Here is a 12696-nt window from a genome sequence, read left to right as displayed (position 1 = left end):
ATGAATCTGTTTGAACAGGCTAATCTGACGGGACGGGGGAAAATGGCTCCCCTGGCGGACCGCATGCGCCCTCGTACCCTGGAGGAGTTTGTGGGGCAGGAGGAAATTGTGGGGCCGGGGCGGCTTTTACGCCGGGCCATTGAGGCTGACCAGCTCAGTTCCATGATATTTTACGGTCCGCCGGGCACGGGAAAAACGGCCCTGGCCAAAGTAATCGCCAACCAGACCCGGGCTGTGTTCACTCAGCTCAATGCCGTGACTTCTGGTGTCAGTGAGCTGCGCCAGGTCACAACAGCGGCAAAAGAACGCCTGCTGTACGAGCAAAAGCGGACTCTTTTGTTTATTGATGAGATTCACCGTTTTAATAAAAGCCAGCAAGATGCCCTGTTACCTTTTGTAGAGGATGGGACCATCATTTTGATTGGGGCGACCACGGAAAATCCCTACTTTGAAGTGAATAAGGCTTTGCTTTCCCGCTCCCGGGTTTTTCAATTCCGCCCCTTGACTGAACAGCACATCCTGGAACTGCTGCGTCGCGCTCTCGACGATGAGGAGCGGGGCCTGGCCGGTTACCGGCCGGAGGTGACCGAGGAGGCCCTGCGGCATTTAGCCCGGATGGCCAACGGTGATGCTCGCACGGCTTTGAATGCCCTGGAGCTGGCGGTGCTGACAACTCCGCCGCAGGAAGACGGCAGGCGGTTGGTAGACCTGGCGGTGGCGGAGGAATCCATCCAGCGCCCGGCCTTGCTTTATGATAAAAGCGGGGACCAGCATTATGATGTGATTTCGGCTTTTATCAAGAGCATGCGCGGTTCCGATCCCGATGCCACACTGCACTATCTGGCCCGCATGCTGGAGGCGGGGGAAGAGCCGGAGTATATAGCCCGCCGGATTATTGTCCATGCCGCCGAAGATGTGGGACTGGCTGATCCCCAGGCCCTGGTGGTGGCGGTAGCTGCTGCCCAGGCGGTGGAACGGATTGGTATGCCGGAAGGCAGGCTACCGCTGGCTCAGGCTGCTCTCTATGTGGCACTGGCACCCAAGGAAAACCGGATTATCAAGGCTATTGATGCGGCTCTGGCTGATGTGCGGGCTGGCAAAGGGGGACCGGTTCCCCTCCATTTGCGGGATACCCATTACGCGGGAGCCCGGGATCTGGGCCACGGACAGGGATACAAGTACCCCCATAATTATCCGGGGGCCAGGGTGGAACAGCAATATCTGCCCGATGATCTGCGGGGTCGGCAGTACTGGCCCCGACAGGAGAAAAAAGACGAGTAAAATAGTTGGATTTCAAATTGACAAATATACCCCTGTATGCTATTATATGACCAGAAAGAAAACCGACGAATTTGCTAGGAATTGAGGTGAGGGGCATGAAGCTGTCCACGCGCGGTCACTATGGGGTGCAGGCTATGTTCGATCTGGCCCAGCACTACGGGGAAGGACCGATTCCTTTAAAAAGCGTGGCAGAACGCCAGAACCTCTCCGAACACTATCTGGAACAGCTGGTGGGCAGCCTGCGCAAGGCTGGCCTGGTCAAAAGCATTCGCGGAGCCCAGGGAGGTTATATCCTGGCCCGGGACCCGAAGGAGATCACCGTCGGGGACATTATCCGGGTGCTGGAAGGCCCGGTGGCTCCGGTAGAGTGTGTCGGTGAGGAGATGCAGGAAAGCTGCAATCGCCTGGATGTCTGTATTACCCGGCTGGTCTGGCAGCGGGTGAAGGAAACCATCGACCAGGTGCTGGATTCCATCACTCTGGCCGATATGCTGGAAGAAGCAGAGAAGTTGAAACAGCAAGGTGATTTTTATATGTACTATATTTAAAGGAGATGAAAGCAAATGCGGCGCATATACATGGACCACAGTGCTACCACTCCGGTGGATCCGGAGATTGCCCAGGCTATGGTCAAGTACATGACTGAGGATTTCGGTAACCCCTCCAGCATTCATGCCTTTGGCCGGGAAGCCCGCAAGGCGGTGGAAGAGGCCCGGGAGCGGGTGGCAAAAGCTATCGGTGCCAATCCCCAGGAAATCATTTTCACCAGTGGCGGTACAGAGGCGGATAATATGGCCATACTGGGGGTAGCCCAGGCTAACTGCAAGAAGGGCAATCATATCATCACTTCCTCGGTGGAACACCACGCTGTACTGGATACCTGCAAACATTTGGAGAAAAATGGCTATTCTGTCACTTACCTGCCTGTGGATGAATATGGCCGGGTACGGGTGGAGGATGTGGAAAAGGCTATAACCAAAAACACCATCCTCATTACCATCATGCATGCCAACAATGAGGTGGGTACCATCCAGCCCATTGCTGAAATTGGCCAGCTGGCCAAAAAGCATGGAGTGCTCTTCCATGTCGATGCCGTGCAGTCTTTTGGCAAGATTCCGGTGAATGTGGATGAGCTGCAGGTGGATCTGCTCTCCCTTTCCTCCCATAAAATCTATGGGCCGAAAGGAGTAGGAGCTCTCTACATCCGCCGCGGTACCCGCATCACTCCTATCACCCACGGTGGGGCCCAGGAGCGCAAGCGCCGGGCCGGTACGGAAAATGTGCCGGGGATTGTCGGCTTTGGCCTGGCAGCGGAAAAAATTGTAGCGGAAATGGCAGAAGAAAGCCCGCGCCTGCAGGCTTTGCGGGACAAGCTGATCAAAGGCATTATGGAAAAAATGGATTATGTCAAGCTCAATGGCCATCCGACTGAACGGCTGCCCCATAATGTCAATTTCAGTTTCCACTTCATTGAGGGCGAATCGCTGCTTTTAATGCTGGATATGAAGGGTATCGCCGCTTCCAGTGGTTCAGCCTGTACTTCCGGTTCCCTGGATCCTTCCCATGTCTTGCTGGCCATGGGGCTGAGCCATGAAGTAGCTCACGGTTCCCTCCGCCTGACCCTGGGCAAGGTCAATACAGAAGAGGATGTGGATTATGTCCTGGAGGAGTTGCCGAAAATTGTACAGCGGCTGCGGGAAATGTCTCCCCTGGGACCGGGAGTGACTATTGAAGCAAAGGAGTGTTATCATCATGTACACTGAGAAAGTAATGGACCATTTCACCAATCCCCGCAATGTGGGGGAAATTCCCGATGCCGATGGGGTAGGGCAGGTCGGCAATCCTTCCTGTGGGGATATCATGAAAATTTTCATTAAAGTGGACAATGATGTGATTACAGATATTAAATTCAAGACCTTCGGCTGCGGGGCAGCAGTAGCTACCAGTTCCATGGTCACTGAGATTGTCAAGGGCAAGACCATTCAGGAAGCCCTGCAGGTCACTAACAAAGATGTGGCTGAAGCTCTGGAAGGTCTACCACCCCAGAAAATGCACTGTTCCAACCTGGCTGCTGATGCTCTGCACGCAGCGATCAAGGATTATCTGCAAAAGCAGGGACGCAGTGAGTAAGGATGAAAAAAATCGAAGCCGTAATTCGGCCGGAGAAACTGAATGAGGTTAAACAGGCATTAGAAGCCTACGGGATCAAGGGTATGACTGTCTCCCAGGTAGTAGGCTGTGGACTGCAAAAAGGGCGGACTCAGCTTTATCGGGGTACGGAAATCAACCTCAACCTTTTACCCAAAGTGAAACTGGAACTGGTGGTACCCAATGCCTGTGTCGAAGAAATTATGAATGTTATACTAAATTCTGCTTGCACAGGCGCCGTAGGTGATGGTAAAATATTTGTGACAGCAGTGGAAAATGCCATCCGGATTCGAACTGGAGAAGAAGGAGAGGCAGCTCTTACTTAATAAGTTTTAACCCGGTGCGATGGGGTACCGGTTGAAAAAGGCGATGACGCCGATAGGACAGTCAAGGTAGACTGTCTTGTCGGCGTTTGTTTTTTTATTCCACGAGGAGGAGGAGAAAGGACAATGGAGTTGAATTTGCAAAATCTGTCTGTGGGTCTGGATACTATCTGGGTTTTGCTGGCAGCAGCTCTGGTTTTCTTTATGGAAGCCGGTTTTGCGGCCCTGGAGGCGGGGTTTGTCCGCTCCAAAAATACATTGAATATCATCATGAAAGTATTAATGGATTGCGCCCTGGGCCTGCTGGCCTACTGGGCAATCGGTTTTGGCTTGATGTACGGCCAAAGCAACGGCTGGTTTGGTAGGAGCGGCTTTTTCCTGCAGGGGGATTTCAGCTTTCTGGGCCTTAATATACCAGTCTCTGTTTTCTGGCTCTTTCAGGCTGCCTTTGCCGTGGCAGTGGCCACTATCGTATCAGGTGCAGTGGCAGAACGGATGAAATTCAGTGCTTATTTGATCTTCAGTGCGGTTGCGACCGGCTTGATTTACCCGCTGGCTGCCGGCTGGGTCTGGAATAGCAATGGCTGGTTGCATAACCTGGGCATGCTGGATTTTGCCGGTTCCGCTGCGGTGCATGCCGTTGGCGGCTGGGCGTCCCTGGCGGCGGCGATGGTGCTGGGGCCGCGGCTGGGCAAGTATGGTAAGGATGGCACTATCAATGCCATTCCTGGACATAATATCCCGCTGGCAGCACTGGGGGGCTTTATCCTCTGGTTTGGCTGGTTTGGCTTCAATGCGGGCAGCACTCTTTCCGCTTTGCACAAAGACATCGGCCTGATTGCTCTCAATACCAACCTGGCGGCAGCAGCCGGGGGTACGATGGGTTGTCTCTACACAATGTTCCGTTTTGGCAAGGCCGATGTCAGTATGGCTATTAACGGGGCCCTGGCCGGGCTGGTGGCTATAACCGCTGGTTGCGCCTATCTGGAACCGGCGGCTGCGGTAGCGGTGGGCCTGATTGCCGGCTTGCTGGTGGTGGAAGCTATTGGTCTCTTTGACCGCCTGCGCATTGATGATCCAGTGGGGGCTATTGCCGTCCATGGGGTTGGCGGCAGTTTTGGCACCCTGGCGGTGGGCTTGCTGGCCAAAGACGGTGGCCTCTTCTATGGCGGTGGCTGGCATTTGTTCCAGGTGCAGTTGATTGGGTTACTGGCCGTTTCAGTCTTTGCTTTTGCTGCAACTTACCTGTTGTTCCGGCTGCTGGCTGCGACAATCGGCATCAGGGTAAGTGCCGAAGAGGAACTGGAGGGACTGGATATAGCCGAGCACGGCTTCCAGGCCTATAATGAACTGGTCAACGGTAGCTTCAGTACAGCAGCATTGCCATCAGTTCTGGCGGAAAGCTGGGTGGAAAAGGTAGAAACCAATTAGAGTATGTGCCGGCCTTCGGGCCGGTTTTTTGCTGGCAAGGTAAAGAAAATTTATGATAAAATGAGGATAGTAATACAAAATCGAAAGGACTGGGAGTATGTCAAAAGAGTCTATTTATTCTTTAGAGGACATAAAAAATAAACTTGAACCGATATTCAGGAAGTTTGGGTTAAAAAGAGCTGCTGTTTTTGGCTCTTATGCCAGAAAGGAAGCCAGCATGAGTAGCGATGTGGATCTGCTTGTTTTATTGGATGACACTTTTGAACTGGAAAAATACTTAAAATTCGAGGCAGCTGTTAAAAGGGCACTAAAGAAGAATGTAGATATTCTAGAATACAGATGTATTAACCCTGTTATGAGAGATGATATTTTAAAGGAGGCTATAGAAATTTATGGAAACAAGAGACAGGAAAATACTCCTGGTAATTCTTGAGGATATAGAAGACATTTATAAGGCACTAGATGAATTTAGTTGTGTTACGTAATATTGCCGCACATAAGTATGGAGCTATTAATTTTGTTGTAGTATGGAATATTATCAACAAAAATATCCCTATTTTCAAAAAAAGTATAATTAACATTTTAAAAGAAACTGAGATACAGCAATAAAAACTTTAGTTGGAGGACTACAATGCTAGTTTTACTGGTAGCTATCGGTACGGCCCTGCTGGGGGAAGTGAAAATTCAGCCTTTCGGGACGGCTTTTCGCTTTGGCCTGGGCAGTGTGTTCTTTCTGCTGGCCCTGATATTCTGGCGCCAGCTGCCATTGCGCCTGACCGGCTTGGTGGTGGGCCTGACCACTGTTGCCTGGCGGATAGGGCTGGCCAGCTATCACGGGCTAAGCTGGAGCGAGGCTTTGTGGCTGCATTTGCCGGCCCTGGCCTACTACCTGACCCTGGTTTTCTTCTTGCATAATGCGGGCTGGGAGAGCAAGCGGGAACAGCCCCTGCAACTGGGGGGACTGGTGGCTCTGGCTGATGGCGGGGCCAACCTGGTGGAGATGCTGGTACGCACCGGTTTCAATCTGGAGCTGCTCACCCCCGGAAAACTGTGGGCCTTGCTGGTCGTAGCCGTGCTGCGGGGGTTAGCCGTGGTTTTGCTGGCCGATGTCCTGCTGCAGGAACGGCATCGGACCACCAGGGAAGTGGAAGAGGAACACCTGCTCAGGCGGTTACTGGTGGGGTCTAACCTGCACATGGAGGCTTTTTTTCTGCGCAAATCCATGGCCCAGGTGGAAACGGTAATGGCGCGCAGCCATGAACTCTATCAGAAATTGAAAAATCGTCAACCGGTTCCTGATCCCCTGGCCAAAATGGCCCTGGATGTGGCCAAAGAGGTCCATGAAATCAAAAAAGATCTGAAACGGCTGGAAGAAGGCTTAAATCAGCTGCTGGCCGAAGAGCCGGTAACTGAGGTGCTGACGGTAGAGGAAATTCTGGAGCTGGTGGCAGCCACCAACCGGGCCTACGCCCAAACTCTGGGCAGGAAGATCGAAATACAGACTGAGGCGGAAGGACAGTATGTCACTGACCGTATTTATCCGCTGGTTTCCATCTTGAACAACCTGGTGCAAAATGCAGTGGAGGCCATGGAGGAAGGACAGATCATCCTGCGGGCCGGGCTGGTAGCGGGTAAACTGGAGCTGCTGGTAGCCGATAATGGCCCGGGGATTGCCCCCCGGGACCAGGAGCTGGTGTTTGAACCCGGTTTTACCACCAAATTTACCCCGGAAGGGCGGCCTTCCACCGGGATAGGGCTGACCCAGGTCCGGGATATGGTAGAGCATCTGGGCGGGGAGATCAGTTTGTCTTCCCAGCCGGGAACCGGAACCGTTTTTACTATAAAAGTACCCTTGTAGGGGAGGCGACATATGGGCGAATTCAAATTCATGATTATCGATGACGACCGTATCTGCAGGCGCATGTTGAGTATGATCATCGAACAGGAAGGTTTAGGGGAAGTAGTCGGGGAACTGGAGACCGGGGAAATGGCCGATATGGTGGTGATGCAGGTCCGGCCCGATGTAGTGCTGGTGGACTTGTTGCTACCCGGTCAGGATGGGGTTGAGGTAGTAGCTGCCCTGAAAGAAAGAGGTTTTACGGGGGCCATTGTCATGATTTCTCAGGTGGAAAACAAGGAAATGGTGGCCGGTGCCTATCAGGCGGGCGTGGATTTTTATATCCACAAACCCATCAACCGGGTGGAAGTAGTGTCGGTTTTGCAAAAAGTGCTGGCCAATTTGCGCCTGACCCAATCCCTGGCCCAGGTGCGCAATTCCCTGGCAGCATTGGATTGGATGGTGGGCAACCAGCAACCGGAACGGAGCAGTGACAGGGAGAGCGGCAGCAAGAAAATGCGCCGGGTTTTGCGGGACCTGGGACTGGCGGGGGAAATGGGCAGCCGGGAACTGAACTGGCTGGTGGAGATTTTGCGGGAGAAGGAAGAAGAAGGGCGCACTCCGGCCAACCTGCAGCTCAAAGAGCTATATCAGGAATTGCAGGAACGCTACCGCCAGGAAACTGGAGAAGAGGTGGATCTGGGTACCCTGGAGCAGCGCATTCGCCGGGCAGTACACGAAGCTATGGAACATCTGGCCGCTTTAGGGGCGGAAGATTACCATGATCCTCTTTTTGAATACTATGCTCCCCGCTTTTTTGATTTTAACGAAGTACGGGCCAAATTGCGAGGAGAAAAGGGCAAGATCAACCTGAAAAAATTCATCATGGCCCTTTATGATGAGGTTACGCATCAATAACTGGAGTATACAATGTAGGCTCCAGTTATTTTTTTGTAGTTTTTTGTGGGCTGGTCACCAAAATGGAGCCAGAGGTGAGAGCAGTGATCAAGTTCAAGAATGTCAATAAATATTTCGGCAACCATCATGTCCTCAAGGATATCAATCTGGAAATCCGGGAAGGGGAAGTGGTGGTGGTCATCGGCCCCTCCGGCTCAGGGAAGAGCACCATGTTGCGCTGTATCAACCAGCTGGAGAAGATTTCTTCCGGTGAATTGATAGTGGACGGTTTCCGGCTGGATGACCCAAAGGTGAATATAAATCTCTTACGGCAGGAAATCGGCATGGTTTTCCAGCATTTCAATCTCTATCCTCACAAGACGGTGCTGGAAAATATCACTTTGGCTCCCATCAAGGTCAAAAAAATGGACCCCCGGGAAGCGGAAAAAATCGCCCGTTACTATCTGCAAAAGGTAGGCATTGCTGAAAAGGCTGACGCCTATCCCAGCCAGCTTTCCGGTGGCCAGCAGCAAAGGGTGGCCATTGCCCGGGGTCTGGCCATGAAGCCGAAAATCATGCTCTTCGATGAGCCTACCTCAGCCCTGGACCCGGAAATGGTCAATGAGGTACTGGATGTAATGAAGTCCCTGGCCCGGGAGGGAATGACCATGGTGGTGGTTACCCATGAGATGGGCTTTGCCCGGGAAGTGGCCGACCGGGTGATTTTCATGGATGAGGGGCGCATTATCGAGGAAGGCACCCCGGAACATTTCTTCAAAGAGCCCAAAGAGGAGCGAACCAGGCTCTTCTTAAGCAAAATTCTCTAAAAACAAGGGAGGTTGAACCGATGAAACTGAAAAAACTGATAGCATTGGCTTTCGCCGGGATCCTGTCTCTTGGACTGCTGGCCGGCTGCGGAGGCGGCGGAGAGCAGAAACAGGCGGAAAACCAGCCGGCAGCCGGAAAGGCTGGCAAACTGGAGCAAATCAAACAGCGGGGCAAATTGATTGCCGGTGTCAAGTATGATGTCCCCCTGTTTGGCATGCTCAATACCCAGACCAACCAGGTAGAAGGCTTTGAAATCGACCTGATGAAGGAACTGGCCAAAAAGATTTTTGGTGATGAGAGCAAAGTGGAATTCGTCAAGGTTGAATCCAAAACCCGGATTCCTATGCTGCAAAACGACCAGGTGGATATTGTGGCCGGTACCATGACCATTACTGAAGAGCGGAAAAAGCAAATTGACTTTTCCGATGTCTATTTTGAAGCCGGTCAGTCCCTGCTGGTCAAGAAAGGCAGCTCCATTAAATCAGTGGATGATTTGAAAGGCAAGAAAGTAGCGACTGTCCAGGGTTCCACCAGTGCCAAGAACATTCGGGCCAAGGCTCCGGAAGCCCAGGTGCTGGAATTCCCCACCTATCCCGAAGCCTTCCTGGCTCTGCAAAATGGCCGGGCTGATGCTATGACCACCGATAACTCCATCTTGCTTGGTTTTGCCCAGCAGGATCCTAATGTAGAACTGGTAGGCGGGCTCTTTACTTCCGAACCCTACGGTATGGGCTTCAAGAAAGGCAATGATGACTTTGTCAAGTTTGTCAATGACTGGCTGAAGGAAATGAAGGACAGCGGCAAGTACGCTGAACTGTATAAAAAGTGGTTTAAAGAAGAACCCCCCAAGTAAGCGGCCGGGGTCCCCTGCCCGGGGACCCCTTTAAATTGCACCGGAGGAGGTAGTTTGTATGACCAACTGGGCAGATGTCTGGCAACGCTCGGATCAATTCTTCTCCGGGCTGGCCATTACCCTGCAGGTATCCTTGCTGGCCCTGGTTCTGGCCCTGGCGATTGGCGTAATTGTAGCGGTTTTGCGGGTTATCGAAAACCCGGTAACCCAGTTTATCGGCAAATGGTATGTGGAGTTTTTTCAAAATACACCCCTGGTAATTCAGGTCTTTTTCTTTTATCAGGGTTTGCCCTCTTTGGGGGTAAGCCTGTCGGAATTTACCTGTGGCACCCTGGGGCTGGGCATTTATACCGGTGCCTATATTGCCGAAGTGTTTCGGGCTGGCATCCAGTCCATTCCCAGAGGACAGTGGGAAGCGGCCCGCTCCCAGGGCTTCACTTATCTGCAAACCATGGGTTATATCATTCTGCCCCAGGCCTTGCGGGTAGCTTTGCCCCCGCTGGGCAACCAGGTGGTAAACCTGGTGAAAAACTCGGCCATTCTCAGCACCATTGCCGTTGCTGACCTGATGTATAATGCCAACCTGGTTTCTGCCGAAACTTTTATCGTTTTTGAAGTCTATATTTTTGCTGCCTTACTCTATCTGACTTTGACAATTCCCCTGAGTGCCCTGGTGGAATACCTGGAACGCCGGGTAGCTCAAGGTTATCATTAAAGGAGGGCTGAAGGATGACTACAAGTGGCTGGGCTCCCTTTCTGGATTTAAATAACCTGACCTTTCTGGCGGCTGGTTTGCGCTGGACCCTGGGGTTAGCCGCCCTGAGCATAGCCTTCAGTCTGTTTTTCGGTGTGCTGCTGGCTCTGATGCGCATTTCGGGCTGGAAGTTCCTGAGCGGGCCGGCCTATCTCTATATCCATGCCTTGCGCAATAGCCCCTTGTTGCTGATCATCTTTTTTACCTATTTCGCCTTGCCCCGGATGGGGATCAGCCTTTCGCCCTTCTGGGCCGGGGTGGTGGCTTTGACCATCTTTACTTCTGCTCTGGTAGCGGAGATTTTCCGGGGTGGAATTCAGGCGGTGCCTAAAGGGCAATGGGAAGCGGCTCGCTCCCAGGGTTTCACCTGGGCCCAGACTATGGCTTATATTATTTTGCCCCAGGCTTTCAAGAAAATTATACCGCCCCTGGTCAGCCAGTTTACTTCCCTGATCAAGGATACTTCCTATTGTTTCATCATTTCGGTACCGGAGCTGTTCAGCCAGGGCCAGGTTTTCTTCAGCCGTTACAATAACCCGATGCAGACTTTGCTGGTGGAGGCAGTGATCTATTTTGTCATCTGCTATGCCCTGACTTCCTACAGCCGCCGCCTGGAACGCAAGTTGGCCTATGGCCACTGATTGTGGTATAGTATATCCTGAGGTGATTTGTAGTGAAACCCACAGTGGCGGTTGGCATGAGCGGAGGCGTGGACAGTTCGGTAGCGGCCGCTCTTTTAAAAGAGCAAGGATATAATGTTATCGGCATAACCCTGCAAATCTCCCCGCGGGAAATTGAAGATGAGGATTACGGGGGCTGTTGCTCTCTTTCCTCCATCAATGATGCCCGCCGGGTTTGTGACAAACTGGGGATACCCTTTTATGTCCTCAACTTTCGGGAATTGTTTGCTGAAAAGGTAATCGATTATTTCTGTCAGTCCTATTTGCGGGGGGAAACCCCCAATCCCTGTATTGCCTGTAACAAGGAAATCAAATTCGAAGCCTTCCTGCGCAAGGCCCGGGCTCTGGGAGCTGACTATATCGCGACCGGCCATTATGCCCGCCGGGAATATGATGAACAGAGGGGGCGCTGGCTGTTGCGCAAAGGGGTGGATCAGCGCAAGGACCAGTCCTATGTGCTGTACACCTTTACCCAGGAGCAGCTGGCCCATACCCTCTTTCCCCTGGGGGAAATGGTGAAGGAACAAACCCGGGAACTGGCCAGAAAGCTGGAATTGCCGGTGGCCAACAAGCCGGAAAGCCAGGAAATCTGTTTTGTGCCAGATGATGATTATGGCGCTTTTCTTGAGGAAAAGCTGGGTGAGCAAATCAAGCCTGGACCTTTCCTGGACCGCCAGGGCCGGGTGCTGGGACAACACAAAGGAATTGTCCATTATACCATTGGACAGCGGAAAGGGCTGGGCATTGCCCTGGGTAAGCCCATGTTTGTGGTGGATATCGATCCGGAACGGAATGCAGTGATTCTGGGGGAAGCGGAGGAAGTTTATGCCGGCGAGCTGTTAGCGGATGAACTGAATCTGATTGCCCTGCCCGTGCTGGAACAGCCCCTGGCGGTGGAGGCTAAAATTCGCTATGCCGCCCGGCCGGCAGCGGCTATCGTCCAGCCACTGGGGGAAAAAGCAGGCAATGGCGACCGGGTGCTGGTGAGATTTCAGGAGCCCCAGCGTGCCATCACTCCCGGTCAGGCGGTGGTGTTCTACCAGGGTGAGTATGTGGTCGGCGGCGGGGTGATTAAAAAACTATGAATATATGCAACCTACCAGAACTGCCATTAAGCTGGCAGTTTTCTTTTTATTTTCCCTCCTCTCTGCACATACTAACAAAACCGGAGGGATGAAAAATGGAGAAAAATCTGTGCCGGGGCCGGCATTTGACAGGTTTGCCAGTATACAACCCGCAGGGGGAGATGCTGGGTCGAGTGCGTCAGCTGGCGGTGGATGAAGAGGGCCAGCTGCGGGCCCTGGCCACTGCTGAAGATAACTGGTACACCTGGGAACAGTTGCTGGATTTGCGGGAGGATGGACTGGTGGTGGCCGGGGAAGCGCTGCCGGACTGTATGGTAGCCTGTCCGAACTGGCTGGAGCAACCTTTGTATGATCGGCAAAAACAGGAAATAGGCCTGGTGGGGGATTTGGTGCTGGATAAAAGTAGCGGCAAACTGGCAGGGATAGAGCTGGCTCGCTCCATTTTTGATGATTTATGGCAGGGAAGAACTGAAATACCATGGCAACAATTAACCTGGGAAAATGGCCAGCTCATATGGTTAGAAAGTGAAAAAGCGGGTCAAACTATGAATGAAGCCTGAAGAGAGAAAGGAGTCATTT

The 12696-nt window shown here is 52.6% G+C and carries 16 protein-coding genes; all 16 read left to right on the top strand.

The features are described from left to right. Positions 1-1281, top strand: a complete 1281-nt coding sequence (locus tag B5D20_RS06675; RefSeq protein ID WP_078665455.1) for a replication-associated recombination protein A — start codon at positions 1-3, stop codon at positions 1279-1281. 95 nt (positions 1282-1376) lie between these two features. Then, positions 1377-1829, top strand: coding sequence for an RrF2 family transcriptional regulator (locus tag B5D20_RS06670; protein ID WP_078665454.1), 453 nt, complete (start codon positions 1377-1379; stop codon positions 1827-1829). A gap of 15 nt (positions 1830-1844) precedes the next feature. Further along, complete coding sequence (gene nifS / locus B5D20_RS06665; protein WP_078665453.1) at positions 1845-3044, top strand: cysteine desulfurase NifS; 1200 nt, start codon at positions 1845-1847, stop codon at positions 3042-3044. Then, positions 3034-3411, top strand: coding sequence for a Fe-S cluster assembly scaffold protein NifU (gene nifU, locus B5D20_RS06660; RefSeq protein WP_078665452.1), 378 nt, complete (start codon positions 3034-3036; stop codon positions 3409-3411). Before nifS ends, nifU begins: the two co-directional genes overlap by 11 nt. Positions 3412-3413: 2 nt before the next feature. After that, positions 3414-3755 (top strand): P-II family nitrogen regulator, encoded by a 342-nt coding sequence (locus tag B5D20_RS06655; protein ID WP_078665451.1) that lies wholly within the window; start codon positions 3414-3416, stop codon positions 3753-3755. Between the two features lie 123 nt (positions 3756-3878). Then, positions 3879-5183: an ammonium transporter gene (locus B5D20_RS06650; protein ID WP_078665450.1), complete on the top strand. Its 1305-nt coding sequence runs from the start codon at positions 3879-3881 to the stop codon at positions 5181-5183. 97 nt (positions 5184-5280) lie between these two features. Further along, positions 5281-5616, top strand: coding sequence for a nucleotidyltransferase family protein (locus tag B5D20_RS06645; RefSeq protein ID WP_078665449.1), 336 nt, complete (start codon positions 5281-5283; stop codon positions 5614-5616). Between the two features lie 29 nt (positions 5617-5645). Continuing rightward, positions 5646-5792 carry a HepT-like ribonuclease domain-containing protein gene (locus tag B5D20_RS14290; protein ID WP_107752917.1) on the top strand — a complete coding sequence of 49 codons (147 nt, stop codon included), beginning with the start codon at positions 5646-5648 and terminating at the stop codon, positions 5790-5792. Between the two features lie 22 nt (positions 5793-5814). Further along, positions 5815-7041, top strand: coding sequence for a sensor histidine kinase (locus B5D20_RS06640; RefSeq protein ID WP_078665448.1), 1227 nt, complete (start codon positions 5815-5817; stop codon positions 7039-7041). A 12-nt stretch (positions 7042-7053) separates the two neighbouring features. Further along, complete coding sequence (locus tag B5D20_RS06635; protein ID WP_078665447.1) at positions 7054-7938, top strand: response regulator; 885 nt, start codon at positions 7054-7056, stop codon at positions 7936-7938. A gap of 83 nt (positions 7939-8021) precedes the next feature. After that, the gene (locus tag B5D20_RS06630; RefSeq protein ID WP_078665479.1) at positions 8022-8744 is read left to right on the top strand and encodes an amino acid ABC transporter ATP-binding protein; all 723 of its coding nucleotides are present in this window, start codon (positions 8022-8024) and stop codon (positions 8742-8744) included. A gap of 20 nt (positions 8745-8764) precedes the next feature. After that, positions 8765-9598: an ABC transporter substrate-binding protein gene (locus B5D20_RS06625; RefSeq protein ID WP_078665446.1), complete on the top strand. Its 834-nt coding sequence runs from the start codon at positions 8765-8767 to the stop codon at positions 9596-9598. 58 nt (positions 9599-9656) lie between these two features. Further along, entirely contained in the window at positions 9657-10313 is a 657-nt protein-coding gene (locus tag B5D20_RS06620) for an amino acid ABC transporter permease (RefSeq protein ID WP_078665445.1), read from the top strand. A 14-nt stretch (positions 10314-10327) separates the two neighbouring features. Further along, positions 10328-10993, top strand: a complete 666-nt coding sequence (locus B5D20_RS06615) for an amino acid ABC transporter permease (RefSeq protein ID WP_078665444.1) — start codon at positions 10328-10330, stop codon at positions 10991-10993. A 32-nt stretch (positions 10994-11025) separates the two neighbouring features. After that, positions 11026-12117 carry a tRNA 2-thiouridine(34) synthase MnmA gene (gene mnmA, locus B5D20_RS06610; protein ID WP_278308368.1) on the top strand — a complete coding sequence of 364 codons (1092 nt, stop codon included), beginning with the start codon at positions 11026-11028 and terminating at the stop codon, positions 12115-12117. Positions 12118-12212: 95 nt separating this feature from the next. Beyond that, positions 12213-12677 carry a PRC-barrel domain-containing protein gene (locus B5D20_RS06605; protein ID WP_078665443.1) on the top strand — a complete coding sequence of 155 codons (465 nt, stop codon included), beginning with the start codon at positions 12213-12215 and terminating at the stop codon, positions 12675-12677. The last annotated feature ends 19 nt before the right edge of the window (positions 12678-12696 follow it).

The sequence above is a fragment of the Carboxydocella sporoproducens DSM 16521 genome (assembly GCF_900167165.1).
GTDB lineage: Bacteria > Bacillota.
Note: the sequence above shows the minus strand (reverse complement) of the source record. Positions and strands in the feature narration are given on the sequence as shown.

What these genes read in the sequence shown, in the direction of transcription:
- B5D20_RS06675 (WP_078665455.1), top strand. Translation starts at nt 1, where the DNA reads ATGAATCTGTTTGAACAGGCTAATCTGACGGGACGGGGGAAAATGGCT.
- B5D20_RS06620 (WP_078665445.1), top strand. Translation starts at nt 9,657, where the DNA reads ATGACCAACTGGGCAGATGTCTGGCAACGCTCGGATCAATTCTTCTCC.
- nifU (WP_078665452.1), top strand. Translation starts at nt 3,034, where the DNA reads ATGTACACTGAGAAAGTAATGGACCATTTCACCAATCCCCGCAATGTG.
- B5D20_RS14290 (WP_107752917.1), top strand. Translation starts at nt 5,646, where the DNA reads ATGAATTTAGTTGTGTTACGTAATATTGCCGCACATAAGTATGGAGCT.
- B5D20_RS06625 (WP_078665446.1), top strand. Translation starts at nt 8,765, where the DNA reads ATGAAACTGAAAAAACTGATAGCATTGGCTTTCGCCGGGATCCTGTCT.
- B5D20_RS06615 (WP_078665444.1), top strand. Translation starts at nt 10,328, where the DNA reads ATGACTACAAGTGGCTGGGCTCCCTTTCTGGATTTAAATAACCTGACC.
- B5D20_RS06650 (WP_078665450.1), top strand. Translation starts at nt 3,879, where the DNA reads ATGGAGTTGAATTTGCAAAATCTGTCTGTGGGTCTGGATACTATCTGG.
- nifS (WP_078665453.1), top strand. Translation starts at nt 1,845, where the DNA reads ATGCGGCGCATATACATGGACCACAGTGCTACCACTCCGGTGGATCCG.
- B5D20_RS06645 (WP_078665449.1), top strand. Translation starts at nt 5,281, where the DNA reads ATGTCAAAAGAGTCTATTTATTCTTTAGAGGACATAAAAAATAAACTT.
- B5D20_RS06605 (WP_078665443.1), top strand. Translation starts at nt 12,213, where the DNA reads ATGGAGAAAAATCTGTGCCGGGGCCGGCATTTGACAGGTTTGCCAGTA.
- B5D20_RS06640 (WP_078665448.1), top strand. Translation starts at nt 5,815, where the DNA reads ATGCTAGTTTTACTGGTAGCTATCGGTACGGCCCTGCTGGGGGAAGTG.
- B5D20_RS06670 (WP_078665454.1), top strand. Translation starts at nt 1,377, where the DNA reads ATGAAGCTGTCCACGCGCGGTCACTATGGGGTGCAGGCTATGTTCGAT.
- B5D20_RS06655 (WP_078665451.1), top strand. Translation starts at nt 3,414, where the DNA reads ATGAAAAAAATCGAAGCCGTAATTCGGCCGGAGAAACTGAATGAGGTT.
- B5D20_RS06635 (WP_078665447.1), top strand. Translation starts at nt 7,054, where the DNA reads ATGGGCGAATTCAAATTCATGATTATCGATGACGACCGTATCTGCAGG.